Raw genomic sequence first — 26,612 nt, forward strand, 5'->3', positions numbered from 1 at the left:
TCTTGACGGTGTTCGGTGCAAGCGGACGGCGAGCAGACTGCGGGCGGGACGGCGGACGACCGGAAGTAGGTCAGTCGACCACGACGATCGCCATCGGGGTCTGCTCCGAGCCCTGACCGAGCGGGTTGTCGGCGAACATCTCCTCGAAGCGTGCCTTGTCGACACCCTTGACGTCGGAGCCGAGCACGTTGCGTCCGATGTCGTTGGCGTCCATGACCACCGTGCCGCCGAAGGTGGCGCGGTACTGCTCGGGCACCCGCGCGCGGATCTGCTCCGAGAGCCGGGCCGCGACGTCGTCCGGGTCCTTGGGCGCCAGCTTGGCCGACACGTTCGAGGGGTAGGCGGAGTACTCGGTCGGACCGTCGATCGCGCGGATGTCGTTGCCGACGAGTTCGTAGAACAGCCCCTTCTTGCCGAGCACCTTGCCGACGGCGCCACCGGCACTCGCGTAGAGCACCCGCGGCAGGCCGGCTTCCTGGATCGCCAGTTGCATCGTGAACGGTGAGCCGAGGCCGATACCCGCCGGCGTGCGGGTGACGTACTTGGACAGGATGCGCGCCGGACGGCCGACGTTGATGTCCCAGATGAAGTAGGAACGCCCCTGCGTGATCGCGATGATCTTTTCGGAGATGAAGAAGTACCACTGCTTGCCGGCGACCGCCTGCCGGTGCTGCTCGTCGGTGCCGAGCGTGGCGAAGAACCGGTCGATGTGTTCCATCACGAACGGGTCGAGGTCGGTGTCCTTGCTGACCAGTTCGCTGCGCAGCGGGTAGCGCGTCACCTGGTCGCCGAGGCTGGTCGTGAGTGCGAGCTGCTTGTCGGCGTTCGGCTCGAGGTCGGTCTTGATCCGCGCCGGCTCACTCGACACCTCGACCTTCTCGTCGAAGAACTCACGCAGCCACAGCTCGACGTTGAGCAGACGCCAGAAGGTCATCGAGTCGACACCGTTGGTGCCCTTGATCCAACCCTCGAACGCGTGGAGCACCTCGTTCTGGTCGAAGTAGGGCCTGTTGGCGAATTCCTCGGAGAGGAAGATGCTGTAGAAGTAGTTCTTCAACCGCATGAACCACTCGCCCTGCGGGGTGGTGAAGCCGATCTTGTTGCGGCGGCGGTTGATCATGTCGGGCAGCAGCCCGCGGGTCGCGTCCCGCAGCACCCGCTTGTTCCAGCCGTCCTTGATGATCGCCTCGTCGGACAGGCTGAAGATGAACTTCACGACCTCCTTGTCGAGGAACGGCACGCGTCCCTCGAGCGAGAAGCGCATCGTGTTCTTGTCCTCGTAGCGCAGCAGCGAGGGCAGCGAGTTGTGGAAGAGATCTTCGATCAACCTCAACTTGAGGTTCCGACCTTCGGTCGTGAACTTCTCCCCCGCGTGCTTCAAGGCGAACTCGGAGTTCATGAACGCGGTGGCCGGGATGACCTTCTTGCGCTTGAGCTTGTCCTGCAGCTTGAAGCGACCCAGCCGGTAGATGACGTCGAGGCTCTTGGACAGCTCGAGCGCGGCGTCCTTCTTGCCCTGGGCCTTCAGCTGACGCAGGTAGACGAAGTAATAGGGGATGTAACCGGCCATCATCTCGTCGGCGCCCTGGCCGTCGAGCAGGACGGTGACGTGGTTGGTGGCCTCGCGCATCACCTGGAACTGCGCGTAGGGACCGGAGGAGATCAGCGGCTCCTCCTGCGTGCGGATGAAGTCGAGAAGGTCCTTCTTGAACTCGTCCGCGGTCGGCAGGATCTTGTGCGAGTCGACCTGCCCCTTGCAGATGTCGAGCACCGCATCGACGTACTTCTCCTCGTCGTTGAGCGAGCCCGGGAACACGGCGGAGAAGGTGTTCTGGCGAGCGCCGATCGACTTGGTGGTCTCGTCGCCCTCGTTGAGGAGCTGGTTGATGATCACGGCGACGGCCGAGGAGTCGAGGCCACCCGACAGCGAGGTGCCGACCGGCACCTCCGACTGCAGGCGCAGCCGCACCGACTCGAACAGGCGCTGCTTGTACTCCGCCGCAGCCGCGTCGTCGTACGGACGCTGCTGCTTGGCCAGCTCGGCGAGCTCGTCACGCAGCCGGGTGAACGGACGGCGCTGCACACCCGAGGCGTCGACGGTCAGCATCTCCCCCGGCTCGAGCCGCTCGATGCCGTCGAAGAAGGTCTCCCGACCGTCCTCGTGGATGCGGAAGCGCAGGTAGCGGTAGAGCGAGCGCTCGTTGACGGCCTTGCGGTAGAGACCGCTGGCGAGGATCGACTTGATCTCCGAGGCGAACAGCACGGTGTCGCCGACCTGTGCGAGGTAGACCGGCTTGATGCCGAAGTGGTCGCGGGAGAGCGTCAGGCGCTGCTCGACCGCGTCCCAGATCGCCAGGCCCCACATGCCGTTGAACTTGTCGAACGCGTCGCCGCCCCACTGCGCGAACGCCTGCAGCACGACCTCGGTGTCGGAGTCGGTGGTGAAGGTGTGGCCGAGGGCCTCGAGTTCGGTGCGCAGGTCGAGGTAGTTGTAGACCTCACCGTTGTAGGCGATCGTGTAGCGCCCGTCGGCGGTCTGCATCGGCTGCTGACCGTGGGCCACGTCGATGATCGACAGCCGGCGGTGCCCCAGACCGACGGGGCCCTCGAAGTGGGTGCCCTCGCCGTCAGGTCCGCGGTGCACCTGGCAGTCGTTCATCGCGCGAAGGATGGCTTCGCTGCCGTCCGGACCGTAGTAACCGACGATTCCACACATGGGCGCAATCCTAAGGTGCGCCCGCACGTGCGGCCGACACCGCCGGACGGCGAGCCGGTCACATTGCTGCCTGGGTGGTCAGCAGTAGGTGGCCGGCATCCGATTGGTCGTGGGCTTGCTCCACGGCGCACACAGCTCGAGTCCTCGGTCGGCCAGGCCCTGCTTGATGTAGGGCAGCGTGCCCGGGTCGGTGCCCATGTGGTTGAGGTGCACGACCACCGTGCTGCCCGGGAACGCATTGCGCACGATGTGGTCGGCCGCCGACCGGGCCGACTTGCCGTCCCAGTCACGCGGGTCGAGGTTCCACATGCAGTTGAACTTGCCGTGCTGCGCGAGCACCGACCACACCCGCGCGTTGTAGGCGCCGTACGGCGGACGCACGTAGTTGCTGTCCACCTGCGGACGGGTGATCTCCCACGCGATCCGATCGTCGGACAGCGTCGTGAGGTCGTGGTGGTCGTAGGTGTGGTCGACGACCAGCATCCCGTTGGCCCGGGCGTAGGCCGGGTCGGCGTTGCCCGCAGCGACCGCACTGCCGTTCGGGGCGACCCCGATGCCGATGTCGTTGGCCTTCGCGGTGTCGACCAGGTTGCGGAACGCGGCGGCGCTCGGCGAGGTGTCGTCGAAGACGAGGAGCACCTTGTCGCCGTTGTTGCCGCAGCGTGTGGTGCGGTAGCCGGCGTCGGTGGAGCTGCCACCGGTCGTGCTGCCACCGACGTCCGCGCCGGCGCGGCTGCCCGCCCCGACGACTGCTCCCCAGGTGAGCGGACCGACGATGCTTTCGAGGTTGAGGCCGGACGCGGCGCTGGCGGCGCCCGTGTTGGCCGCCACCGCGATGCCGGTCGCCCCCATCGTCGCGGCGAGCGCGAGAGCCGAGATCTTCACCGTCCGACGGCTGCGAAGCGTGTTCATGATTCCCCCTGATTTGCCGGTCGCGCGGCCGGTCGGCCGGGCGTTCTCGGTGCATCGCTATGAGGGAGGAGCGGGCCGGTTCGGTTGCGATACCTGAATGGGTAGAGGTGCCCATACCGTTGGGCCGCGACGGCATTCATCTCGGGCCACGCTGGCGGCCCGTGGCCCGGCCGCGCGCGGCTAGGTTTGCGCACATGGACGCACCCGAGAGCCCCGAGGACTACTACGCACGCATCGAAGCGGCGCTCGGCGACGAACGCCGCCTTCCGGTCGCCGTCGAGGAAATGCCCGGCTGGGACATCTACCCGTACGAGATCGACTTCCTGAAGATCAAGCCGCTCGCCCCGCTGGCCGACACCGAACCCGCGCGCCGCGGCGAAGATCCCGAGACCTGCTGGTGTGCCGAACCGGTCGACCCCGAGGCCGACGGCCTGGTCTGGTCGAACGACGAGTGGAAGCTCTCGACCGATCTGGACGGCTCGGGGCTGCCGATCATGGTGTGGCTCAGCCCGCTCACCCACTGCGACCTGCCGACGATGCCGCCCGCGGTGGCCGCCGGGCTCGGACCGCTGATCGCCACGGTCTCGGCCGCGGTCGAGGAACTGCCGAGCGTCGGACGCGTCCAGCTGGCGAAGTACGGCGACGGCGGAGCGCACCTGCACATGCTGTTCATGGGCAGGCCGGCGCGCATCCTGCAGTTCCGCGGCTCGCCGATGCTCGACTGGGAGGAGAACCTCCCCCGCGTGCCCGCCGAGGTCGTCGCGCGCAACGTGCGCCCGGTCGCCGAGGCCCTCGTCGCCGCGTACGGTGGCCGACTCGGCCCGGCCGCCCGCGACTGACTTCCCACCCAAGGGTTCGCGAGCCACGCGACGCCCGCGCGCAGACCGAGTCGAGGCGGGTGATCAGCGGTGACCGAGCTTGCGCGGCGCTTGGGCACCGGCGATGCGATCGCGATCGGACTCGGCTCGAGCGTGGTGGTCGGGTTCAGCTCGTTCGGGGTGCTGCTCTACTACGCGATCGCGAACCTCGCCGCGTTCACCCAGTCCGGCGAGCAGCGCCGATACCCACGCGCTCCAACTGCTGGGGCCGCTCGGCTGCGCCGGCGGCGCGGTGCGACTACACCGCTGACGAGGCAGCCTTCGCTTCCGCCCGCTGCGGATCGGGCAGCACCTTCGACCAGAGGTTCAGGGCCCGCATCACGTGATAACTCACCAGCACCGCGATGGTGCCGAGCGCGATGCCGGAGAAGGTGAGGTCGCCGAGCTTCCAGGTGTAGTCGGCGATGCCGATGATGAGGCCGATCGCGGCCGAGGTGAGGTTGATCGGGTTGCCGAAGTCGACCTTGTTGTCGATCCAGATGCGGGCGCCGAGCAGCCCGATCATGCCGTAGAGCATCGTGCCCGCGCCGCCGAGCACACCGGCCGGCACCGTCGCGATCGCGGCGCCGAACTTCGGGCAGAAGCTGAGCAGCAGCGCGCCGCACGCCGCGACCCAGTAGGCCGCCGTCGAGTAGACCTTGGTCGCAGCCATGACCCCGATGTTCTCGGCGTACGTCGTGGTGCCCGAACCGCCGCCCGCGCCGGCCAGCGTCGTGGCGAGTCCGTCGGCCATCAGCGCGCGTCCGGAGACGTCGTCGAGGTCGCGGCCGGTCATCTGTGACACCGACTTCACGTGGCCGATGTTCTCGGCGACGAGCACCAGCACGACCGGGATGAACAGCGCTGCAGCCGACAGGTGGAAGGTCGGAGATTGGAAGTCGGGCAGCCCGATCCAACGATCCACCTTCTCGACGCTGTCGAAGTTCACCTCGCCGCGCAACACCGCGACGACGTACCCGGCGAGCACACCGACGAGGATCGCAAGACGTCCGAGCAGGCCGCGTCCAAGCACGGTGACCAGCGCGATGACCACCAGCGTGACGGTGCCGGTCACCGGCGAGACGACGAAGTTGTTCTTCGCGGCGGGCGCGAGGTTGAGCCCGATGAGCGCGACGATCGCGCCGGTGACCAGCGGCGGCATCAGCGCGCGCAGCCAACCGGCTCCGAGCACCTGCACGACCAGGCCGACGAGGAAGAGGCTGACACCGGCGAGCACGACACCACCGAGGGCTCCCGCCATGCCGTGATCGGTCTTGGCGGCCGTGATCGGCGCGATGAACGCGAATGACGAGCCCAGGTAGCTCGGCACCCGTCCGGCCGTGATCAGCAGGAAGATCATCGTGCCCACGCCGGAGAAGAACAGCGTGGTCGACGGCGGGAAGCCGGTGATCAGCGGCACCAGGAAGGTCGCGCCGAACATCGCGACGATGTGCTGTGCCCCGATGCCGATCGTGCGCGGCCAGGTCAGCCGCTCCTCGGGTGCGACCACCTGCCCCGGGGCAATCGTTCGTCCGTCACCGTGCAGGGTCCAACCGAGTCCGTTCACGAGCCGCGATCCTATCGGGGTCGCTGTGATTCGCAGAAGGGTGGATCGTCTGGCCGCGCGAGGTAGTGCAAAGCGCGGATCGGCAGCCCCACGTAGTGCAAAGCGCGAGCTATACACCGCGGTCTGCACTACACCGCCGCCCCAAACCGCGGTTTGCTTTACCCGAGCCACGAGCGAGCACCTCACGCGCAGCGACCGAGCTACGGGCGCCCGAGCTACGAGCGCCCGACTGTTGCCTCGACCACGACGATCCACCGCAGGACGATCCACCGCTGGCGAATGCCAGCGGTGGCACCCACCGGCCACAGCGCGAGGCTCACGGCGGCGGGACGCGGAAGCCCCCCGGACGCGTGCGTCCGGGGGGCTTCACCGCGAAGGGCGGCCAGAGGAAATTATCCCTCGAGCTCCTTGGCCTTGGCCTCGACGTCGTCCAGGCCACCGCACATGAAGAACGCCTGCTCGGGGACGTGGTCGTAGTCACCGTCGGCGATCTTGGTGAACGCCTCGATGGTGTCGGCCAGCGGAACCGTCGAGCCCTCGATGCCGGTGAACTGCTTGGCAACGTAGGTGTTCTGCGACAGGAAGCGCTGGATACGACGGGCGCGGTTGACGAGGATCTTGTCCTCTTCCGACAGCTCGTCGATACCGAGGATCGCGATGATGTCCTGCAGCTCCTTGTTGCGCTGCAGGATTCCCTTGATCCGGACCGCGGTGTTGTAGTGGTCGGCCGACACGTAGCGCGGGTCGAGAATGCGCGACGTGGAGGTCAGCGGGTCCACAGCCGGGTAGATACCCATCGACGCGATGTCACGCGAGAGCTCGGTGGTCGCGTCGAGGTGGGCGAAGGTGGTCGCCGGAGCCGGGTCGGTGTAGTCGTCGGCCGGCACGTAGATCGCCTGCATCGAGGTGATCGAGTGACCACGCGTCGAGGTGATGCGCTCCTGGAGCACACCCATCTCGTCGGCGAGGGTCGGCTGGTAACCCACCGCGGAGGGCATACGACCGAGCAGGGTCGACACCTCCGAACCCGCCTGGGTGAAGCGGAAGATGTTGTCGATGAACAGCAATACGTCCTGCTTCTGCACATCGCGGAAGTACTCCGCCATCGTCAGCGCCGAGAGTGCGACGCGCAGACGCGTGCCCGGCGGCTCGTCCATCTGGCCGAAGACGAGCGAGGTCTGACCGAGAACGCCGGCCTCCTCCATCTCGACCATCAGGTCGTTGCCCTCACGGGTGCGCTCGCCGACACCGGCGAACACCGACACACCACCGTGGTCGCGGGCGACACGGGCGATCATCTCCTGGATCAGAACGGTCTTGCCGACACCGGCACCACCGAACAGACCGATCTTTCCACCCTGCACGTACGGGGTGAGCAGGTCGATGACCTTGATGCCGGTCTCGAACATCTGGGTCTTGGACTCCAGCTGGTCGAAGGCCGGGGCCTTGCGGTGGATGCCCCAGCGCTCGTTCACCTCGAGGGTTTGGCCCTCTTCGAGATTGAGGCAGTCACCGGTGGCGTTGAAGACCTTGCCGAGGGTGACGTCGCCGACCGGGACGGTGATAGGGCCGCCGGTGTCCTGCACCTGCGCACCGCGGACGAGACCGTCGGTCGGCTGCAGGGAGATCGCACGGACCATGTTGTCGCCGATGTGCTGGGCGACCTCGAGGTTGATCGTCTTCTTCTCGCCGCCGAGTTCGACCTCGGCCTTGAGCAGGGCGTAAACCTCCGGCATGGTGTCGACGCTGAACTCCACGTCGACGACCGGGCCGATCACACGCGAGATGCGACCGACACCGCCGGGCTGCTGGGCCTGGCCGGCCTCGGGCTCGGTAGCAATGGTGCTCATTGATTGATTCCTTCTCGTATGGCGCTCAGCTGGCGTCGGCGAGTGCGCTGGCGCCACCAACGATCTCGCTGATCTCTTGGGTGATTTCGGCCTGACGTGCCTGGTTGGCCAGTCGGGTGTACGTCTTGATGAGTTCCTCGGCGTTGTCGGTCGCCGACTTCATCGCGCGCTGGCGGGCAGCCAGCTCGGATGCGGCCGACTGCAGCAACGCGTTGAAGATCCGCGACTCGACGTACTTCGGCAGGAGCGCGTCCAGCACGCTCGCCGCATCGGGCTCGAACTCGTACAGCGGCAGCAGGTCGGTCGAAGCGTCCTGCTGCTCCGCGGCCTGGTCGCTCTCGACGACCTCGAGCGGGAGCAGCCGGATGACGCGCGGCTCCTGGGTCACCATGTTGCGGAACAGGGTGTAGACCACGTGCACCTCGTCGACGCCGCCGTTCTCCGAGCCCTTGATGAACTCGTCGGTGAGACGCTGGCCGATCTCGCGGGCGATCTCCGGGGTGGGGCTGTCGGTGAAACCGCTCCACTCCGCGGCGAACTCGCGCCGACGGAACTTGTAGTAGCTCACCGCCTTGCGGCCCACCAGGAACGGCACCGGCTCGAGGCCATCAGCGCGCAGGTGCTCGATGAGCTCCTGGCTGCGCTTGATGGCGTTGACCGAGTACGAACCGGCGAGACCGCGGTCGCTGGTCATGATCAGCACCGCTGCCCGCTTCGGCTGCTCGCGCTCGGTCGTGAGCACGTGCTCGACGTCCGAGTGGGTCGCAAGAGCCGACACGGCGCGGGTGAGGGCCGTCGCGTAGGGCGTCGACCGCTCGACGGCCTGTCGAGCCTTGACCACCCGGGACGCGGCGATGAGCTCCATCGCGCGCGTGATCTTCTTGGTGGCCTGGACCGACCGGATGCGCTGGCGGTAGACCCGCATCTGCGCTCCCATAGGCGTTCCTTCCTTGTCGCTGTCGAACCGTCAGTGATCGTGCAGGGCGCCTCAGCGCTTCTGCTTGACGATCTGCTGCTGGTTGATCTGGTCCTCGGTGAGCTCGTCGAAGCGCTCCGAACCCTCACCACCGTGGTCGGGGGTGGAGCGGAACTCCTTCTTGAACTCGGCCATCGCGTTCTCGAGGGTCTTCTTGCCGTCGTCGTCGAGCTTGGTGCTCTCGCGGACCGACTTCAGGAAGTCACCTTCGTTGCGTCGCAGGTAGTCGAGCCAGTCGGACTCGAACCGGTTGATGTCGTCGACCGGAACCTCGTCCAGCTGGCCGGTAGTGCCGGCCCAGATCGAAGCGACCTGCTCCTCGAGTGCGTACGGGGAGTTCTGCGGCTGCTTGAACATCGCCATCAGACGCTCACCACGAGCCAACTGACGACGGGACGCGGCGTCGAGGTCGGAGGCGAACATGGCGAACGCCTGCATCTCGCGGAACTGCGCGAGGTCGACCTTGATCGAACCGGTGACGGCCTTCATGGCCTTGGTCATCGCGGCACCACCGACACGCGACACCGACACACCCACGTCGACCGCGGGGCGCTGGTTGGCGTTGAACAGGTCGGCCTGCAGGTAGATCTGACCGTCGGTGATCGAGATGACGTTGGTCGGGATGAACGCCGAGACGTCACCGGCCTTGGTCTCGATGATCGGCAGACCGGTCATCGAACCCGCGCCGAGCTCGTCGGACAGCTTCGCGCAACGCTCGAGCAGACGGCTGTGCAGGTAGAAGACGTCGCCCGGGTAGGCCTCGCGGCCCGGCGGACGGCGCAGCAGCAGCGACATGGCGCGGTATGCGTCGGCCTGCTTCGACAGGTCGTCGAACACGATCAGGACGTGCTTGCCCTCGTACATCCAGTGCTGACCGATGGCCGAACCGGTGAACGGAGCGAGGTACTTGAAGCCCGCCGGGTCGCCGGCCGGGGCGTTCACGATGGTGGTGTACTCCATCGCGCCCGCCTCCTCGAGGGTCGCGCGGACCTCGGCGACGGTGGAGTTCTTCTGGCCGATGGCGACGTAGATGCAGCGAACCTGCTTCTGCGGGTCACCGGTCTCCCAGTACTCCTTCTGGTTGATGATCGTGTCGGTGGCGATCGTGGTCTTGCCCGTCTTGCGGTCACCGATGATCAGCTGACGCTGACCGCGACCGATCGGGGTCATCGAGTCGATCGCCTTGATGCCGGTCATCAGCGGCTCGTGCACCGACTTGCGCGACACGACGTTCGGCGCCTGGAGCTCCAGCTCGCGGCGCTCGTCGGTGGCGATGTCACCGAGACCGTCGATCGGCTGGCCCAGCGGGTCGACCACACGGCCGAGGTAGGCGTCGCCCACCGGAACCGAGAGCACCTCGCCGGTGCGCTTGACTTCCTGGCCTTCTTCGATGCCACCGAACTCACCGAGGATGACGACACCGATCTCGTGCACGTCGAGGTTCAGCGCGATGCCGAGGGTGCCGTCCTCGAACTGCAGCAGCTCGTTGGTCATGGCGGTGGGCAGGCCCTCGACGTGGGCGATGCCGTCGGCTGCGTCGGTGACGCGGCCGACCTCTTCGCGGGATGCCTGGCCCGGCTCGTACGACTGGACGTAACCGTCCAGTGCGGCCCGAATGTCTTCCGGACGGATGGAGAGCTCCGTCATCATCTTCTCCTTCGTGTGGGCCGTGGCCCGCGGTTCAAGCTGTCAGGTGGGTTACGAGGTTTTCGACCGTCGGACTTCAGCCCGCGATGTCGCGGCGGACCTGGTCGAGTCGGGTCAGGATGGTGCCGTCGATGACCTCGTCACCGACCTGGACGCGGACGCCACCGACCACTTGCGGGTCGACGACGACGTTGGTCATGACCTCGCGTCCATAGAGGTTGTGCAGTGCACGAGCCAGCCGGTCACGCTGCTCCGAGCTCAGCTGCGTCGCGGCGGTGACCGTCGCGGTGAGCTGCTGACGCACCGCCGCGGCGACGCGCAGGTACTCCTCGAGCACGCGCTCGTAGCGACGACCACGCGGGTGCTCGGCGGCCCGGGCCGCGAGGAATGCGGTCTCCGGTTCGGCCTTGCCCTCGAGCAGTCGGCTGACGAGTGCCGCCTTGTCGGCGCCCGCACGCTGCCGGTCCGTCAAAGCGTCGCGCAGTCCGGCATCGCCGGCCACGGTGCGCTCGAAGCGGAACAGCTGCTCCTCCACCTCGTCGAGGCGACCACGACGGTCGGCTGCGGCGAAGGCGGAGTCGACAGCAAGTTCCTCGACGGCGTCGGAGGCGTCGCGGTCGCTGCTCCACCGCTGCGAGGCGAGCTCGCGCAGCACGGCGAGGACGGCGTCGCCGACCTTGCCGCCGAACAGCCTGTCGACCAACCCGGCCCGAGCCGACGCGTCGTGCGTCGGGTCGGTGAGGGCCCGTCGCAGTCCGGCGTTGCCGTCGAGGACGTCGACTGCGGCGAACAGCTGACGCGACGTGTCCGCCGCGTCGGCTCCTTCGCTCAACCGACGTCCGAGCTCGGCGCGGACGTGGGCCAATGCGGTCCGGGAGGCTCCCTGCATCAGTTGCCTGCCTCGGTACCGATCTTGGTCGGTTTCAGCGCACCCGACTCCAGCTCGGCGAGGAACCGGTCGACGATGCCCTTCTGGCGGGCCTCGTCGTGCAGCGATTCGCCCACGATCTTGCTGGCGAGGTCGGTCGACAGGCGACCCACGTCGGAACGCAGCGACACCGCAGCCGCCTGGCGGTCGGCCTCGGTCTGCTTCTTCGCCGAGTCGACGATGCGGGTGGCTTCGGCGTTGGCCTGCTCCCGCATGTCGGCGACGATCTGCGCACCCTGCGAACGGGCGTCCTCGCGGATCTTCGCGGCTTCGTCACGAGCGCTGCTCAGCTGGGCTTCGTACTGCGCCTTGGCAGCCTCGGCCTGCTTCTGAGCTTCCTGCGCCTGCTCCATACCGCCTTCGATGGCGGCGGTGCGCTCGGCGTGCGCCTGCTCCAGCTTCGGCACGACGTACTTCTTCACCATGAACATGAAGAAGCCGAACACGATGATGCCGAAGACCAGCTCAGGGATGTGCGGCAGGATCGGCTTCTGCGTGTGCTCGGGGTCAGTGCCCTCCGCAAGCAGCACCGCGGCCTGGACCGCTCCGCTGGAAATGATCACGTTGTGCTCCTCGGTTTCACCAGGACCCGGCGGCGTTGATCGAACCGCCGGCCCTGCGCGGGTCTTACAGGAAGAAGAGGACCAGACCGAAGATGGCAAGGGCCTCAGCCAGCGCGAAGCCGAGGATGGCGATCGGGCGCAGCAGGTTGCCGCTCTCCGGGTTACGGGCGACGCCGGAGATGTAGGCGGCGAAGATCAGACCGATGGCGATCGCCGGGCCGATGGCGGCCAGGCCGTAGCCGATGGTGCTGAGGTTTCCGCTGAGTTCACCAGTCATTTTGGGTAGTGCCTCTCACATTGTGTGGGATGGACCAGAACGAACTGTTCGCTCTGGGCGATTGTGGGGTTTGTGTTCAGTTGTTGATCAGTGGTCGTCCGCGAGGGCGCCACCGATGTACGAGGCGGCCAGAAGGACGAAGACGTACGCCTGCAGGAACTGCACCAGGGCCTCGAACGCGGTCATCACGACAGCCATCAACCACGCCGGCACTGCGACGAGCTTCAGCCCGATGGCGTCCTGGTTGAACAGTTCCCAACCGCCGAGGATGAAGACCACGAGCAGCATGTGGCCGGCGAACATGTTGCCGAACAGACGCAGGGCGAGCGTCACCGGGCGGGTGATGAAGAACGTGAGCAGCTCCAGCGGCACGATCAGCGGAAGCAGCCAGCCCGGCACGCCCGGCGGGATCATCCACTTGATGTACTTGCCGAATCCACCGTGCTTCTTGATGCCGACCCAGTGGTAGATCACGTAGACGAACAGCGTGAGCGCGATCGGGAAGCCGACGCGGGCCATTGTGGGGTTCTGGAACGGCGGGATGATGCCCATCCAGTTGTTCAGCAGGATGAAGACGAACAGGCTGAACAGCAACGGCACGAACCGCAGGAAGTCCTTGGAGCCGATCGAGTCCTCGGCGACGCCGCCACGGATCGCGTGGTAGACCTGCTCGGTGAGGTACTGGCCTTTGCTCGGCACGACAGCGGCCTTGCGAGTGGTGGACAGCAGCCACCAGAGCAGCAGACCGGTCGCGATCAACATGACCACCATCGGGCGGGTGATGGCGAGCGTGAACTCGTAGCCGCCCCAGTTGACGTGGCCGAAGGTCACCAGCGGCTGCCAGAAGTCGTCGGGCTTGGGCGGGAATCCGCCCTCGGCGTGGACGGCTGCCGGTAGGGCCAGCGCGTTGAGGCTCACTCGTTCTCCTCGGTGACGGTATTGGTCAGGGGCAGATGAAGGTTTCGGGGCTCAGCCGGATTCGGGTCGATCACACGTCACCTTCGGGGGTCTCGGTGGGCGTCGATCCGTTCGAACCTGCGGCGTTCTCGCCGGGGTTACCGTATCGGATCCACACGAGGTACATCGACAGGGCCATGCCCAGCAGTAGTCCGGCGAGGGTCAACCACGGCTTGGTGCCGAGCCAACGGTCGGCCAGCCAGCCGAGCAGGGTGTAGACCAGCGGCCCCGAGATGAGGATCGCGGTGACGTTGGACGCGAGTTGGTCCGACTTCGCGTGGGTCGGACGGACGACCTTGGCGCTCATCGCGAAGCCCCCGGGAGCGCGACGTCGAACAGCGGGGTGCGCGAGTGCAGGAAGCCCCACAGCTGCCCACCCAGCCAGACGAACGCTGCAGCGAGGGCACCGAGCGCGACGCTGCGCGCGTCGAGCGCTTCCACGTGGGTGAGGAACAGCAATGCGGGGAACAACAGGCTGATCTGAAGGAAGTAGATCCCCAGCGCGCCGGCCAATGCGGAGTTGGGGTGCAACTGCTCGAGCACCCAGCGGATGCCGACGTAACCGATGAGGAAGATCAGGGCACTCACACCGACTCCGGCGATCGCGCCGAGCAGGCCGGCAGTGCCGCGTGCGACCAGTCCGACGACCGCGGCGATCGGCAGCGTCGCGACTGCGGCGATCACTCCCCCGCGGAACATCATCGGCACCGCAGTGCGATCGCGTCCGGTGCCCGGAACCGGCGCCGAAACGTCACGACGCCTGGCGGCGAGCGGACGGTGCGCGGTCTTCACTGGGCCCTCAGAACTGCCGGAGACGGGGGTCGTTGTGCCTGGTCAGCGGGCCGGTCGGCAGCGGGTACGAACCAGTGCCAGGGCCCTCCCAGGTCCTTGTGAAAACTATCACAAAGTCCTCCTGCGGCCCAATTTCGGCAGTCCGAGGGTGAGTGCCAGACAGATCAACATGCCCGCGACGAGAGCCGCCGCGGCGTACTTCGCTTCGAGAAACGTGAACAGCAACGCTCCTCCGGACGCGACCGCCGACCACAGGTAGAACAGCAACACGGCCTGACGGTGCGGGTGACCGATGCCGAGCATCTTGTGGTGCAAGTGCTTGGCGTCGGGCTTCCAGAACTTCAGGCCACGGCGTTTGATCGCCAACAACACGTCGAGGATGGGCACGGCGAGGATCGACAGGGGCAACACGATCGGCAGCCAGAAGGCGACCAGCGCCGAACTGCGCTGCGGGGCGATGCTCGGGTCGAAGTTGCCGGTGAAGGAGATCGTGGCCGCCGCGAGCAGCAGTCCGAGCAACAGGGCCCCGGCGTCGCCCATGAACAGCTTCGCCGGATGGAAGTTGTGCGGCAGGAAGCCGATGCAGCAGCCGACGATCGCCGCCGACACGAACGCCGACGTCGAGAACACGGTCTCGACGTTGAGGTCGGTCGGCATCGAGGAGTAGGCGTAGATGAAGAACGCGGTCGCCGCGATCGCCGTCATGCCGGCCGCCAGGCCGTCGAGCCCGTCGACGAAGTTCACCGCGTTGGTCGTGGCGATGACGATGAAGATCGTGAGCGTCACCATCACCGGCTGCGGCAGGATCGTCTGCGCGCCGCCGTACGGCACCAGGTAGAGCTGAACGCCCGCGAACGCCATCACGCCCGCAGCGATCATCTGTCCCGCGAACTTCGTGATCGCGTCGAGCTCGATGAAGTCGTCGATTGCGCCGAGAGCGGTGATGATGACCGCCGCGACCAGCACGCCGTACAGCTCCGCAGAGCTGAACAGTCTTGACAAATAAGGCAATTGGGACGCGACGAAGGTAGCTGCGGCAAACCCGATGAGCATCGCCACGCCGCCGAGCCGGGGTACGGGCACCGAGTGCACGTCGCGTCCGCGCACCGGCGTCACCGCGCCGAAGCGCACCGCGAGCCACCGGATCGCCGGGGTCGCGAGGAAGGTGATGGCCGTGGCGACGACGCACACCAGCAGGTATTCACGCACGGACGGTCAGCGGTTCCTCGGCATCGGGTGGGGCAGAAGGTGGGCACCCCAAACTAACCACTCGTGCCACTCGGTGGTCGAGTGGCACGAGCGGCAGCGGTCGGGTTCGGAGATCAGGCCGTCGATCAGGCCGGACGCGGGTAGGCCGGGAACTGCTTGCACAGCTCGTCGACACCGGCGCGCACCTGCTTGGAGATCGCACTGTCCGGGTCGCCGTCACCCTGGGTGACGGCGGTGTGGATGAGCTCGGCGATGGTCTTCATCTGCTCGACCCCCATGCCCTGCGTCGTGACGCTCGGGGTGCCGACCCGGATGCCGGAGGCGACGTTCGGCTTCTGCGGGTCGAACGGGATCGCGTTCTTGTTCAGCACGATGCCGGCCGCGTCGGCGCGCGCCTCGGCGCCGGCGCCGGTGACCCCGACGCCCTGCAGGTCGTGCAGCGACAGGTGGGTGTCGGTGCCGCCGGTGGTCGGGCGGATCCCCTTCTCCCCCAGCGAGGTCGCCAACTGCTGCGCGTTGGCGATGACGTCCTTGGCGTACTGCGCGTACTCCGGGGAGGCGCACTCCTTGAAGTTGACCGCCTTCGCCGCGATCGTGTGCATCTGCGGACCGCCCTGCATCATCGGGAAGACCGCCTTGTCGAGCTTGGCGGCGTGCTCTTCCTTGCAGACCAGCGCGCCCGAGCGCGGGCCGCGCAGCACCTTGTGGGTGGTGAAGGTGACGACGTCGGCGTAGGGCACCGGGCTCGGGATGGCCTTACCGGCGACGAGGCCGATGAAGTGGGCCGCGTCGACCCAGAAGATCGCCCCGATCTCGTCGGCGAGCTTGCGGAAGAACTCGAAGTCGATCAGCCGCGGGATCGCCGAACCGCCGGCGAGAATCACCTTCGGCTTGTGCTCCTTGGCGAGCCGCTCGACCTCGGCGTAGTCGATGTCCTCGGTCTGCTTGTCGACGCCGTAGTGGACGGCGTTGAACCACTTGCCCGAGAAGCTCACCTTGGTGCCGTGGGTCAGGTGACCGCCCATCGGCAGCGCCATGCCGAGGATGGTGTCGCCCGGCTGCATGAACGCGCCGTAGACCGCCTGGTTGGCGCTTGCACCGGAGTGCGGCTGCACATTGGCGTGATCGGCACCGAAGAGTTCCTTGGCCCGCTCGATCGCGAGGCTCTCGGCACGGTCGACCACGGAGCAGCCGCCGTAGTAGCGGCGACCCGGGTAGCCCTCGGCGTACTTGTTGGTCAGCGTCGACCCGAGAGCGGTGATGACCGCCGGGCTGGACAGGTTCTCGCTGGCGATGAGCTGGAGACCGCTGCGGATCCGGTCGACCTCGTCGACCAGGATGCCGGCGATCTCGGGGTCGAACTGCTCCAGCGCCTCGTAGTCGGAGCCGTAGAAGGGCGTGCTCATGGGTTCACCTCGTGGTCGGGTTGTTCTGGTTCGCTGGTGTCTTCGGAGGGGTCTTCGTGTTTCGCGAGGTCGATCGGGCCGTCGAGTGGCACCCGCTCGCCGGTCGCGGGGTCGATCTCGGGGGCGATCGGCGCTGCGCCTTCTGCGTCGTCCGCGGGGTGGTCCACCGCGTCGTCCGGCGGCTGCTCGGCGAACGGGTCGACGAGCTCGACCGGGCCGAGCACCTCGCGCAACTGCTCGACGGTGATCGCGCCGGCGCGCAGCACCACCGGGTCGGCCTTGGTGCAGTCGAGGATCGTCGAAGGGGTGTCGCCGTTGCGCACGCCGGCGTCGAGGTAGACGTCGACGGCCGGGCCGAACGCGAAGCCCGCCTCGGTGATGGTCGTGACCGTGGGTTCGCCGCTGCGGTTGGCCGAGCTGACCGCCATCGGGCCCACCTCGCGCAGCACCGCGAGAGTCAGCTCGTCGTCCGGGATGCGTAGTGCGACAGTGCCGTTGGTATCGCCGAGGTCCCAGGCGAGCGACGGCTGCGACCGGAACACCAGCGTCAGGCCGCCGGGCCAGAATGCGTCGATCAACCGGCGCGCATAGGACGGCACCGCCGTCGCGAGACCGTCGACCGCTGCCACATCGCCGATGAGCACCGGCGGGGGCATGTCGCGTCCGCGGCCCTTGGCGGCAAGCAGGGCGTCGACCCCGGCGGCGCTGAACGCGTCGGTGCCGATGCCGTAGACGGTGTCGGTCGGCAGCACCACACATCGGCCCATCCGGGCGGCCTCGACGGCGGCCGCGATGCCGTCGGTGCGCCCTTGTTCGTCGGACAGGTCGAAGACCGGGCTCACTGAACACTCCTCGCCGGGTTTTTTGACATCGAGGACGAGTCTCCCGCATTGGCGAGGCCGAGCGCATCCAGGTCCGTCCAACGGCCGTCGCCGAAGGCCGACCGCAGCGCATTCTTGTAGGGCTCGATGTCGATCTCGTTGTCGCGCAACCAGTTCGGGTCGTAGTAGGTCTGCTCGTATCGGGCGCCGCCGTCGCACAGCAGCGTGACGATCGAGCCGCGCTCACCACGCTCGCGCAGTTCGCAGGCGAGCCGCAGGGTGCCGACCAGGTTGGTGCCGGTCGAACCGCCGGCCCAAAGACCCGTGCGCTCGCTCAGCAGGTGGACGGCGGCGATCGACGCCGCGTCGGGCACCTTGATCATCCGGTCGACGACACCGGGTGCGAACGACGGTTCGGTGCGCGGGCGGCCGATGCCCTCGATGCGGGAGCCGCCGCAGATGGTGCGTTCGGGGTCGCGGTCGACCCAGCCGTCGAAGAATACGGAGTTCTCCGGGTCGACGACACACAACTTGGTGTCGTGGCCCTGGTAGCGCAGGTACCGTCCGATCGTCGCGCTGGTGCCGCCGGTGCCGGCCCCGACCACGATCCAGGTGGGCACCGGGTGCGGCTCGTCGGCCATCTGCGCGAAGACCGACTCGGCGATGTTGTTGTTGCCGCGCCAGTCGGTCGCCCGCTCGGCGTACGTGAACTGGTCGAGGTAGTGCCCGCCGGTCTCGTCGGCGATCTCCTGCGCCCGCTGGTAGACCAGCGCCCCGCTGTCGACGAACTCGCAGCGTCCGCCGTACCGCTCGATCAACTCGATCTTGCGCTGACTGGTCGAGCGCGGCATCACCGCGACGAACGACAACCCGAGCAGTCGGGCGAAGTAGGCCTCGCTCACCGCGGTCGATCCGCTGCTGGCCTCGACCACCACCGTGTCGCGGGTGATCCAACCGTTGCACAGGCCGTAGAGGAACAGGCTGCGAGCGAGGCGGTGCTTGAGGCTGCCGGTCGGGTGGGTCGACTCGTCCTTCAGGTAGACGTCGACCCCGAGATCGGACGGCAGGTGCAACGGGATGAGGTGGGTGTCGGCCGACCGGTTGGCATCGGCGTTGACGGCGCGGATGGCCCAGGAGACCCAGGCGCGGTCGTCGTCGCAACAGTTCGTGACGTCGGCCGAGGTTTGCTGCATGACTGCGATCGTAGGCCCGCGCCCAACGGTCGCCGACAACCGTGCGGTTGTCGCAGCCACCCGGCCGACGGCGCGGGCTCCTCGCTGCGCTGCCTCACGCAGCGGCCGGCGGACGAGGTCCGCTGATCACGTGGCCGGGTTGGGTCACGGCGCGGATCGCCGCGCTCGTGGCGGGTGCGCTGATCTTCTACCAGACCATCGCCGACAGGTCGGCGATGCCGAGCACGCCGGTTGCGGTCCTCCAGCAGGTCGCGTTCGTCGTGTGGGGCCTCACGCTGATCGAACTCGTCGTACGTGGTCACCGCGCGCTGTCGGCATTCGCGGGCACCACCGAAGGCGCTGATCGGGCGCCGTCGCAGGTGCAACCGGATTGTTCGGGGCGTGCATTCGACCCCTTCGGGGCCGGCTGTCGCAGGCGTGGTTCACAGTGGTGCCCATGGAGATCACCGACCGGTCACTCGATCGCGCTGCGTTGTCCACGATCCTCGACGAAGCCCGCGAACCGGTCACTCTGCTGCGCTGCGACCTCGCCGGGGCCGACCTGCGCGACCTCGACCTCACCGAGGTGAGCTTCACCGAGTGCGCGCTCGACGGCACGCTGCTCGACGGCGCCGCGGTGGGCGCAGTGGTGTTCACCGGCTGCCGGATGACCGGTGTGTCGATGGAACGCACCCGCGGACTCGGGTTCGAGATCCGCCGGTCGAACCTCTTCGCAGCCAACCTCATGGGTGTCGTGCTCGCGAACGCCGACCTCACCGGTTGCCGGTTCACCGAGGCGGTGCTGCGCGGAGCCGACCTGCACGCGTCCGTCTTCGACGAGTGCGACCTCACCGACGCCGATCTGTTCGACGCCAACCTCACCGACGCCGATCTGCGCGGTGCCCGACTCGGCGCCTGCGACCTCGACCGGCTGCGCGCACTGCGTGGAGCGATCCTGTCGCCCGCCCAGGCCGGCGCGATCGTCGCCGACCTCACCGGAGCGCAGATCCTCGAGATCGGCAGTTGAGCCCAGGCTCAGCGCGGCCGGAAGGCCACGGCGAAGCGGGGGCGACCGGTCAGGTCGGGCTCGTCCCGGGCGTCGACCCACCCGGCGCGAGCGAGCGCTGCAGGCAGTGAATCGCCCTGAGTCTCAGCGTGTTCCATGATCAGCACGCCACCCGGACGAAGCAGCTCGAAGGCACGCGCCGCCACCTCGAGCGGAATGCGCAGACCATCGGCGCTGCCGCCGTAGAGTGCCTCGGCCGGATCGTGGTCACGCACCTCGGGGTCGACCGGCACCATCGCGTCGGGGATGTACGGCGGGTTGCTGAGCACCACGTCGACCACGCCGGTGAGCTCAGGGAAAGCATCCTGCGCGGGCGCGCTGACCAGGTCGATGTCGAGCCCGAGGCGCTGGGCGTTGCGAGTCGCCCAGGCGAAGGCGTGCTCGGTGAGCTCGACGGCGTGCACCCGCAGGTCAGGGCGCTCCTGCTTCACCGCGAGCGGGATCGGCGCGGCGCCGGTGCACAGGTCGACCAGCGTGCCCCCCTGCGGCACATGCGCGAGACCGAGATCGACGATCAGTTCGGTTTCCGGCCGCGGCACGAAGACTCCCGGTCCGACTTCCAGTTCGAGGTGACGGAAGTGGGCGCGACCGGTGAGGTGTTGCAGCGGCACCCGTCGGGCGCGTTCGTCGACGAGCACGTCGAACCGGTCGCCGACGTCGTCCGGCAGCTCCTCCCCCATGAGCACGGCGCGACGCACTTGCTCACCCGAGCGGCCCCAGGCGTGCTCCAGCAGCTGGTGCGCCTCGGCGTCCGCCGAATGGATACCGCTGTGCCGCAACCGATCCGAGGCAGCCCGAAGTGTCGCCCGAAGGTCATTCACGGGCGGTCGCTCAGTTGCTGCCGCCGGCAGCGACGGCCGCCATCTTCGCGGCCTCGTCGGCCTCGACGGCGGAGTCGATCACGGGGCCGAGCTCGCCGTCCAACACGGTGTCGAGGTTGTAGGCCTTGTAGCCGGTGCGGTGGTCGGCGATGCGGTTCTCGGGGAAGTTGTAGGTGCGGATGCGCTCGGAGCGGTCCATCGTGCGCACCTGCGACTTGCGCGCGGCCGATGCCTCGGCGTCCTTCTTCTCCTGCTCGATCTGACGCAGCCGTGCCTTGAGCACGCGCAGCGCCGATTCCTTGTTCTGCAGCTGCGACTTCTCGTTCTGGCACGAGACGACGACACCGGTCGGCAGGTGGGTGATCCGCACCGCGGAGTCGGTGGTGTTGACCGACTGACCGCCGGGGCCGGAGCTGCGGTAGACGTCGATCTTGAGGTCGTTCGGCCCGAACGTGATCTCGTCGTCGTCGCCCTCGTCGAGGTCGGGCATGACGAGCACGCCGGCGGCCGAGGTGTGGATGCGGCCCTGCGACTCGGTGGCCGGCACGCGCTGCACGCGGTGCACGCCGCCTTCGTACTTCAGCCTCGCCCAGGGGGCCGTGCCCGGCTCCATCGTGCCCTTGGCCTGGATCTGCAGGCGCACATCGGTGTAGCCGCCGAGGTCCGACTCGGTGCCATCGGTGACGCTGGCGCGCCACCCCGACCGCTCCGCGAACCGCAGGTACATCCGCACCAGGTCGGCGGCGAAGAGGGCCGCCTCGGCGCCGCCGGCGCCGGCCTTGACCTCGAGGATCACGTCGCGGTCGTCGTCCTCGTCACGCGGCAGCAGCAGCTTGCGCAGGTGCGCCTCGGTCGTGGCCACCTGCTCGGTGAGCGCCGGCACCTCCTCGGCGAACGCGGCGTCCTCGGTGGCCAGCTCCTGCGCCGTCGCGAGGTCGTCCTGCGCCGTCCGCCACGCGTTGAAGGCCGCCACGGTGGGCGCGAGCGCCGCGTACCGCTTGTTGACCTTGCGCAACATCACCGGGTCGGCGAGCACCTCGGGATCGGTCATCCGCCGCTCGAGCTCGGCATGCTCGGCGACGATCGCGGAGGCTGAATCAAGCACTGGGACTTCCTTCGTACGGCGGCGCGGGGACGGGTGCAAACACAAATCCGCCGGTTCCGTGCGAGGCACGGAACCGGCGGATCGAAGTCGCTACTTCTTCTTGCCGTAGCGCTGCTCGAAGCGCGCGACGCGGCCACCGGTGTCGAGGATCTTCTGCTTGCCGGTGTAGAACGGGTGGCAGTTGGAGCACACTTCAACGCTGATGCGACCGGACTCGGCGGTGCTGCGGGTAGTGAACGTGTTGCCGCAGGTGCAGGACACCACGGTCTCGGCGTAGTTCGGGTGAAGGTTCTTCTTCACGGGCTTCTCCTCGAGGTTCAGGCTGATTCCCGGGTCGCCGCGCGGGGTGCGGGGCGTGAACCGGGGCCAAGGGTCAAGTCTGCCAGAGCGGCGGACATAGGCCAAAACGACGACAGGTCCGACGTTATTCCGCCCACTCTTTGCGCCGCCTTTGCCCCCTCTTGAACAATGTGCTGCAACCGTTGGGCTCCCGTCCTCAAGGAGTCAGCATGCCCTCGTCCCATCCAAGTCTGTCCCGCCGCTCGTTCCTGGTCACCGCACTCGCCGGTGGCGCCGCCGCCGTCGCGATGCCCACCGCGCTCGCCGTCGACCAGGCCTCGGTCTTCCGCGACGCAGCCGCCGAATTCGCTGTTCCGGCAAAACTGCTCGCCGCGTTCAGCTACGGCCAGACCCGCTGGGTCGACCACGGTGGCCACCCCAGCCGGAGCCTCGGTTACGGCCCGATGCACCTCATCGATGGTGCCGCCGTGGCCGCGCAGCGCGCGGCGGAGGGCAAGTCGCCCGCATCGGCGGTCGACACGCTGTCCCGGGCCGCCGCGGCGTCCGGCATCGCGGCCGAGACGTTGAAGACCGACCCGGCGGCGAACGTGCGCGGCACCGCCGCCCTCATCGCCGCGATCCAGCGCGAGACCGGTGCGCCCGTGGGCGCCGAGACCGACCCGGCGCAGTGGTACGAAGCCGCGGCGACCGCGAGCGGCCTGGCAGAGGTCAGCGCCCAGACGCAGTTCGCCGACGACCTACTCACCGACCTGCGCCAGGGCATGACCGTGCGCGACGGCAACACCACCTTCACCGTCGCACCGCAGCGGGTCGGCACACCCGCCGGCCGGGCGAAGGTGACGGCGCGCGGCGCAGCCGCCAAGAAGCCGTCCGGACCGATCGACGCGCCGGCCGGACTCGGCGTCGAATGGGTGCCGGCCCCGTACGAGCAGTACGGGCCCGACCCGGGCGACTACGGCAACCACGACCTGGCGTTCCGCCCGCGCTCGCCCCAACTGACCCACGTCGTCATCCACGACACCGAGTGCAGCTACGAGCTCGGCCTGCAACTGGTCACCGACCCGACCTACCTCGCGTGGAACTACACCATCCGCGCGTCCGACGGCCACATCGCCCAGCACCTGCAGACCAAGGACGTCGGCTGGCACGCCGGCAACTGGTACCTCAACATGCACTCGGTCGGCCTCGAGCACGAGGGCTACGCCGCCCAGGGCTATCGCTGGTACTCCGAGGCGATGTACCGACGCAGCGCGCGGCTGACCCGGCACCTGTGCACCACCTACGGCATCCCGATGGACCGCGCACACATCATCGGCCACGACCAGGTGCCCGGCGCAAAGACCGCAAGCATCAAGGGCATGCACTGGGACCCGGGCCCGTTCTGGGACTGGGAGCGCTACTTCACCCTGATGGGTGCACCGCTCAGCCAGGGCACCATCGGTCGGCGGCCGACCGCCGGTGAGGTCGTGCGCATCCTGCCCGGTTTCGACGGCAATGTGCAGACCGTCGAAGGATGCGACGGCACCTGCGTCGAGCCCGGCGACCACGGCACCAACTTCGTGCCCTTGCGCACGGCACCGGACGCGTCCGCACCGTTGGTCGCCGACCCGGGCCTCAAGGCCGGCCCGTCGACGACAAAGGTGTCGGACATCGGCGCCCGCGCGACGGCCGGCACCGAGTATGTCGTGGCGCAGGTGCAGGGCGATTGGACGGCGGTCTGGTACCTCGGCGAGATCGGGTGGTTCCACAACCCGACCCACTCGCCGACCGCCCGGGTGGTGCGTGGCCGACGCACCGTCACCCCCAAGGCGGCAACCGCACCGGTCTACGGGACGGCCTACCCGGAAGCGTCCGCGTACGCCGATCCTGCTGACGTGCAACCGATCTCACCGCTGATCTACACGATGAAGGCCGGCCAGTCGTACGTGCTGTCGGACGACGACGTGCCCGCGGACTACTACCGGGCGAAGACCTTCTCGCTCGACACCCCGGGCGACCACATCAACACCGTCGGCCGCACGAAGTACTACCAGGTCAACCTCGGCCACAGGGTCGCGTTCGTGCAGGCCGCGGACGTCGTGATCGAGTAGCCGGGTCGTGGCCCCGGCCATGGAGACAATGCGCTCCGCGGCCGGGGCTCGCCTGTCGGTCGAGTGTGGCGCCAGGACGCCTGGGTGCAACTCGCGGCCGCGGCCATGGTGACGTCCACCGTCCGGCTGGGCACGGTGATCACGCCGGTCGCCCGGTACAAACCGTGGGATCTCGCGTCGCTCGTCGGCTCCGTCGACCGGCTGTCCAGCGGACGCGTGACGATGGGTGTCGGGTTGGGCGAACCCAACTCCAACGGGCTGGCCTTCGAGCCCGGCGAGGGCCGCACGGGTCGACGAGGGTCTCGAACTGTTTGCGATGCTGTGCACCGGTGAGCCGTTCCGACATGACGGCGAGCACTTCACGATCGACATCACCGCCGGAATCGAACCGGACGGTCCCCCGCCGACTGCCCAACGTCCACACCCGCAGGGCGTCGCCGAGATCACCCGCCGCGTCGCCGCCGGCCCACCCCGCAACTGACAAAAACCCCGCAAACGCTGCGTTACTCGCCACTCACTGCTGTTGCAACAGCAGTGTTTGGCGGCAACCGCAGCGTTTGCGGGGTTTTAGCCTGCGAGCGGGTCAGTCTTCGTCATCCAGCTTGATGGACGAGGTCTGCTGCACCTGCATGAGGAACTCGACGTTGCTCTTGGTCTTCTTCAACCGGTCGAGCAGCAACTCGATGCCCTGCTGCTGGTCGAGTGCGGCGAGCACACGACGCAATTTCCACATGATCTTCAGTTCGTCCTGGCCGAGGAGGATCTCCTCGCGGCGCGTGCCGGAGTTGTTGATGTCGACCGCCGGGAAAATACGGCGGTTGGCCAGCTGACGGTCGAGCTTGAGCTCCATGTTGCCGGTGCCCTTGAACTCCTCGAAGATGACCTCGTCCATCCTCGAACCGGTCTCGACCAGCGCCGTCGCGAGGATGGTCAGCGAACCGCCGTCCTCGATGTTGCGGGCCGCACCGAAGAACTTCTTCGGCGGGTAGAGAGCCGCGGAGTCGACACCACCGGACATGATGCGTCCGGACGCCGGGGCCGCCAGGTTGTAGGCACGGCCGAGCTTGGTGATTGAGTCGAGCAGCACGACGACGTCGTGACCCATCTCGACCAGACGCTTGGCGCGCTCGATCGAGAGTTCGGCAACCGTGGTGTGGTCGTCGGCCGGGCGGTCGAAGGTGGAGGCGATGACCTCACCCTTCACCGCGCGCTGCATGTCGGTGACTTCTTCCGGACGCTCGTCGACCAGGACGACCATCAGGTGGCACTCGGGGTTGTTGGTGGTGATCGCGTTCGCGACCGCCTGCATCACCATCGTCTTACCGGCCTTCGCCGGGGCGACGATCAGACCACGCTGGCCCTTACCGATCGGTGCGACGAGGTCGATGATGCGAGTGGTGAGCTGGTTCTGCGCGGTTTCCAGGCGCAGGCGCTCCTGCGGGTACAGCGGCACGAGCTTGCCGAATTCGACGCGCTTGCCGGCCTGCTCCGGGGTCATCCCGTTGATCGTGTCGAGACGCACCAGCGCGTTGAACTTCTGGCGGGCGGGCAGCTGCTCACCCTCGCGCAGCGCACGCACGGCACCAGTGACGGCGTCGCCCTTGCGCATGTTGTTCTTCTTCACGATGCCGAGCGGCACATAAACGTCGTTCGGGCCCGGCAGGTAGCCGCTGGTGCGCACGAACGCGTAGTTGTCGAGCACGTCGAGGATGCCGGCCACCGGCACCAACACGTCATCCTCGCGCACTTGGGTGTCGACGTCGCCGAACTCCTCGGCGCGGTTACGGCCACGCTTGCGGTCACGGCCGCGCTGGCGACGACGGTTGCCGCGGCCACCCTCGTCCCAGTCGTCGCGGTTGCCGCCACCCTGACCACCCTGGTTGCCCTGCTGGCCACCCTGGTTGTTCTGGTTCTGCTGCCCGGCTTGGTTCTGGTTGCGGCGGTTGCCACCCTGATTGTTCTGGTTCCCCTGGCCGCCCTGCTGGCGGTCGCCCTGCTGGTTCCCCTGCCCACCCTGGCGGTTCTGGTTGTTCTGGCGACCACGGTCGCGGCGCTCGGATCGCTCACCCCGGTCGTCCTGCTTGTCGTGGGCGCCGTCCTGCTTGTCAGCCGGCTCCTGCCCCCCGTCTCGTCCCCCGTCGCGCTCGTCGCGGGCCGGAACCGACTCGCGGTTCGGACGACCGGACTGCTCGGCGCTCTCGGCGTGGCCGGAGTCGGCGTGGCCGGAGTCAGCCTTGGCGCCCTCGACCGGTGCGCTCTCGGCCCTCGCCCGGCTCGGAGCATCGCTCTCGGCCGCCGCGGCCTTCGGCGCGCGCTCAGCCTTCGGCGCATCCTGCGCCGGGGCGTCGACGCCCTTGTCGACGGACTTGTCGGCGGTGTTGCTGCGCGCGGCCGGCGGGCGGACGGTGTCGCCGCGGTTCTGGATGGCGGCCAACAGGTCGCTCTTGCGCATCTTGGAGGTGCCGCTGATGCCCATCGAGCCGGCGAGTCGCTTCAACTCGTCCAGCTTGAGCGAACCCAGGGATCCTCGGGAGCCCGACTCGGCCGATGCCGGCGTGCGGGACTCGGTTGTTTCAGTCA

At 67.9% G+C, this 26,612-nt stretch carries 24 protein-coding genes; 4 read left to right on the forward strand and 20 right to left on the reverse strand.

What is annotated here, in order from left to right:
- Positions 1-70: 70 nt before the first annotated feature.
- Together asnB and DFJ65_RS14295 are read right to left on the reverse strand one after the other, a co-directional pair.
- Positions 71-2,716 (reverse strand): asparagine synthase (glutamine-hydrolyzing), encoded by a 2,646-nt coding sequence (gene asnB / locus DFJ65_RS14290; protein ID WP_115923594.1) that lies wholly within the window; start codon positions 2,714-2,716, stop codon positions 71-73.
- Positions 2,717-2,794: 78 nt separating this feature from the next.
- Entirely contained in the window at positions 2,795-3,628 is an 834-nt protein-coding gene (locus DFJ65_RS14295) for a polysaccharide deacetylase family protein (protein WP_115923595.1), read from the reverse strand.
- Between the two features lie 194 nt (positions 3,629-3,822).
- Here DFJ65_RS14295 and DFJ65_RS14300 point away from each other — a divergent pair, with 194 nt between their 5' ends.
- Positions 3,823-4,467: a hypothetical protein gene (locus DFJ65_RS14300; RefSeq protein WP_115923596.1), complete on the forward strand. Its 645-nt coding sequence runs from the start codon at positions 3,823-3,825 to the stop codon at positions 4,465-4,467.
- Positions 4,468-4,744: 277 nt separating this feature from the next.
- Here DFJ65_RS14300 and DFJ65_RS14305 read toward each other — a convergent pair whose 3' ends face one another.
- The 14 genes from DFJ65_RS14305 to DFJ65_RS14370 form a co-directional block, all read right to left on the reverse strand.
- Complete coding sequence (locus tag DFJ65_RS14305) at positions 4,745-6,052, reverse strand: uracil-xanthine permease family protein (protein WP_115923597.1); 1,308 nt, start codon at positions 6,050-6,052, stop codon at positions 4,745-4,747.
- Positions 6,053-6,444: 392 nt separating this feature from the next.
- The gene (atpD, locus tag DFJ65_RS14310) at positions 6,445-7,902 is read right to left on the reverse strand and encodes a F0F1 ATP synthase subunit beta (protein ID WP_115923598.1); all 1,458 of its coding nucleotides are present in this window, start codon (positions 7,900-7,902) and stop codon (positions 6,445-6,447) included.
- Positions 7,903-7,927: 25 nt separating this feature from the next.
- Entirely contained in the window at positions 7,928-8,839 is a 912-nt protein-coding gene (locus DFJ65_RS14315) for a F0F1 ATP synthase subunit gamma (RefSeq protein ID WP_115923599.1), read from the reverse strand.
- A 51-nt stretch (positions 8,840-8,890) separates the two neighbouring features.
- Entirely contained in the window at positions 8,891-10,525 is a 1,635-nt protein-coding gene (gene atpA / locus DFJ65_RS14320) for a F0F1 ATP synthase subunit alpha (RefSeq protein ID WP_115924338.1), read from the reverse strand.
- Between the two features lie 76 nt (positions 10,526-10,601).
- Positions 10,602-11,414, reverse strand: coding sequence for a F0F1 ATP synthase subunit delta (locus DFJ65_RS14325; RefSeq protein WP_115923600.1), 813 nt, complete (start codon positions 11,412-11,414; stop codon positions 10,602-10,604).
- On the reverse strand, positions 11,414-12,013 hold the full coding sequence (locus DFJ65_RS14330; RefSeq protein ID WP_115924339.1) for a F0F1 ATP synthase subunit B: 600 nt from the start codon (positions 12,011-12,013) through the stop codon (positions 11,414-11,416). The genes DFJ65_RS14325 and DFJ65_RS14330 overlap by 1 nt, the downstream gene beginning before the upstream one ends.
- Before the next feature lie 67 nt (positions 12,014-12,080).
- The gene (locus tag DFJ65_RS14335; protein WP_115923601.1) at positions 12,081-12,293 is read right to left on the reverse strand and encodes an ATP synthase F0 subunit C; all 213 of its coding nucleotides are present in this window, start codon (positions 12,291-12,293) and stop codon (positions 12,081-12,083) included.
- 87 nt (positions 12,294-12,380) lie between these two features.
- Entirely contained in the window at positions 12,381-13,211 is an 831-nt protein-coding gene (atpB, locus tag DFJ65_RS14340) for a F0F1 ATP synthase subunit A (protein WP_211308453.1), read from the reverse strand.
- 70 nt (positions 13,212-13,281) lie between these two features.
- Entirely contained in the window at positions 13,282-13,557 is a 276-nt protein-coding gene (locus DFJ65_RS14345) for an AtpZ/AtpI family protein (RefSeq protein WP_115923602.1), read from the reverse strand.
- Positions 13,554-14,042: a Cg1360 family ATP-synthase-associated protein gene (locus tag DFJ65_RS14350; RefSeq protein WP_115923603.1), complete on the reverse strand. Its 489-nt coding sequence runs from the start codon at positions 14,040-14,042 to the stop codon at positions 13,554-13,556. Before DFJ65_RS14350 ends, DFJ65_RS14345 begins: the two co-directional genes overlap by 4 nt.
- 108 nt (positions 14,043-14,150) lie before the next feature.
- Positions 14,151-15,251 (reverse strand): glycosyltransferase family 4 protein, encoded by a 1,101-nt coding sequence (locus DFJ65_RS14355; RefSeq protein WP_115923604.1) that lies wholly within the window; start codon positions 15,249-15,251, stop codon positions 14,151-14,153.
- A 125-nt stretch (positions 15,252-15,376) separates the two neighbouring features.
- Complete coding sequence (locus tag DFJ65_RS14360) at positions 15,377-16,657, reverse strand: serine hydroxymethyltransferase (RefSeq protein WP_115923605.1); 1,281 nt, start codon at positions 16,655-16,657, stop codon at positions 15,377-15,379.
- Entirely contained in the window at positions 16,654-17,499 is an 846-nt protein-coding gene (locus tag DFJ65_RS14365) for an L-threonylcarbamoyladenylate synthase (protein ID WP_115923606.1), read from the reverse strand. Before DFJ65_RS14365 ends, DFJ65_RS14360 begins: the two co-directional genes overlap by 4 nt.
- A complete protein-coding gene (locus tag DFJ65_RS14370; protein WP_115923607.1) occupies positions 17,496-18,671 on the reverse strand; it encodes a PLP-dependent cysteine synthase family protein in 1,176 nt (391 codons plus the stop codon). The genes DFJ65_RS14365 and DFJ65_RS14370 overlap by 4 nt, the downstream gene beginning before the upstream one ends.
- 436 nt (positions 18,672-19,107) lie before the next feature.
- Between DFJ65_RS14370 and DFJ65_RS14375 the strand changes: the two genes are divergently transcribed.
- The gene (locus DFJ65_RS14375) at positions 19,108-19,677 is read left to right on the forward strand and encodes a pentapeptide repeat-containing protein (protein WP_115923608.1); all 570 of its coding nucleotides are present in this window, start codon (positions 19,108-19,110) and stop codon (positions 19,675-19,677) included.
- Between the two features lie 8 nt (positions 19,678-19,685).
- Here DFJ65_RS14375 and prmC read toward each other — a convergent pair whose 3' ends face one another.
- The 3 genes from prmC to rpmE all read right to left on the reverse strand — a co-directional run bounded on the left by prmC (position 19,686) and on the right by rpmE (position 21,942).
- Complete coding sequence (gene prmC / locus DFJ65_RS14380; RefSeq protein ID WP_115923609.1) at positions 19,686-20,537, reverse strand: peptide chain release factor N(5)-glutamine methyltransferase; 852 nt, start codon at positions 20,535-20,537, stop codon at positions 19,686-19,688.
- 10 nt (positions 20,538-20,547) lie between these two features.
- Positions 20,548-21,642: a peptide chain release factor 1 gene (gene prfA, locus DFJ65_RS14385; RefSeq protein ID WP_115923610.1), complete on the reverse strand. Its 1,095-nt coding sequence runs from the start codon at positions 21,640-21,642 to the stop codon at positions 20,548-20,550.
- Between the two features lie 90 nt (positions 21,643-21,732).
- Positions 21,733-21,942: a 50S ribosomal protein L31 gene (rpmE, locus tag DFJ65_RS14390; protein WP_115923611.1), complete on the reverse strand. Its 210-nt coding sequence runs from the start codon at positions 21,940-21,942 to the stop codon at positions 21,733-21,735.
- A gap of 209 nt (positions 21,943-22,151) precedes the next feature.
- Between rpmE and DFJ65_RS14395 the strand changes: the two genes are divergently transcribed.
- Together DFJ65_RS14395 and DFJ65_RS14400 are read left to right on the forward strand one after the other, a co-directional pair.
- A complete protein-coding gene (locus tag DFJ65_RS14395; protein ID WP_115923612.1) occupies positions 22,152-24,032 on the forward strand; it encodes an N-acetylmuramoyl-L-alanine amidase in 1,881 nt (626 codons plus the stop codon).
- An 84-nt stretch (positions 24,033-24,116) separates the two neighbouring features.
- Positions 24,117-24,365, forward strand: coding sequence for an LLM class flavin-dependent oxidoreductase (locus DFJ65_RS14400; RefSeq protein ID WP_170144106.1), 249 nt, complete (start codon positions 24,117-24,119; stop codon positions 24,363-24,365).
- 250 nt (positions 24,366-24,615) lie between these two features.
- Here DFJ65_RS14400 and rho read toward each other — a convergent pair whose 3' ends face one another.
- Positions 24,616-26,508 (reverse strand): transcription termination factor Rho, encoded by a 1,893-nt coding sequence (gene rho / locus DFJ65_RS14405; RefSeq protein WP_425453032.1) that lies wholly within the window; start codon positions 26,506-26,508, stop codon positions 24,616-24,618.
- Positions 26,509-26,612: the final 104 nt, after the last annotated feature.

Origin of the sequence: Calidifontibacter indicus (assembly GCF_003386865.1) — a bacterium.
GTDB classification, from domain to species: domain Bacteria; phylum Actinomycetota; class Actinomycetes; order Actinomycetales; family Dermatophilaceae; genus Yimella; species Yimella indica.

Bases quoted from the DNA above. Each gene is read 5' to 3' on its own strand.
- DFJ65_RS14360 (WP_115923605.1), bottom strand. From the start codon at position 16,657: ATGAGCACGCCCTTCTACGGCTCCGACTACGAGGCGCTGGAGCAGTTC.
- atpD (WP_115923598.1), bottom strand. From the start codon at position 7,902: ATGAGCACCATTGCTACCGAGCCCGAGGCCGGCCAGGCCCAGCAGCCC.
- atpA (WP_115924338.1), bottom strand. From the start codon at position 10,525: ATGACGGAGCTCTCCATCCGTCCGGAAGACATTCGGGCCGCACTGGAC.
- DFJ65_RS14335 (WP_115923601.1), bottom strand. From the start codon at position 12,293: ATGACTGGTGAACTCAGCGGAAACCTCAGCACCATCGGCTACGGCCTG.
- DFJ65_RS14395 (WP_115923612.1), top strand. From the start codon at position 22,152: ATGCCCTCGTCCCATCCAAGTCTGTCCCGCCGCTCGTTCCTGGTCACC.
- DFJ65_RS14370 (WP_115923607.1), bottom strand. From the start codon at position 18,671: ATGCAGCAAACCTCGGCCGACGTCACGAACTGTTGCGACGACGACCGC.
- DFJ65_RS14300 (WP_115923596.1), top strand. From the start codon at position 3,823: ATGGACGCACCCGAGAGCCCCGAGGACTACTACGCACGCATCGAAGCG.
- DFJ65_RS14295 (WP_115923595.1), bottom strand. From the start codon at position 3,628: ATGAACACGCTTCGCAGCCGTCGGACGGTGAAGATCTCGGCTCTCGCG.
- rho (WP_425453032.1), bottom strand. From the start codon at position 26,508: ATGGGCATCAGCGGCACCTCCAAGATGCGCAAGAGCGACCTGTTGGCC.
- DFJ65_RS14375 (WP_115923608.1), top strand. From the start codon at position 19,108: ATGGAGATCACCGACCGGTCACTCGATCGCGCTGCGTTGTCCACGATC.
- asnB (WP_115923594.1), bottom strand. From the start codon at position 2,716: ATGTGTGGAATCGTCGGTTACTACGGTCCGGACGGCAGCGAAGCCATC.
- DFJ65_RS14325 (WP_115923600.1), bottom strand. From the start codon at position 11,414: ATGCAGGGAGCCTCCCGGACCGCATTGGCCCACGTCCGCGCCGAGCTC.
- DFJ65_RS14315 (WP_115923599.1), bottom strand. From the start codon at position 8,839: ATGGGAGCGCAGATGCGGGTCTACCGCCAGCGCATCCGGTCGGTCCAG.
- DFJ65_RS14345 (WP_115923602.1), bottom strand. From the start codon at position 13,557: ATGAGCGCCAAGGTCGTCCGTCCGACCCACGCGAAGTCGGACCAACTC.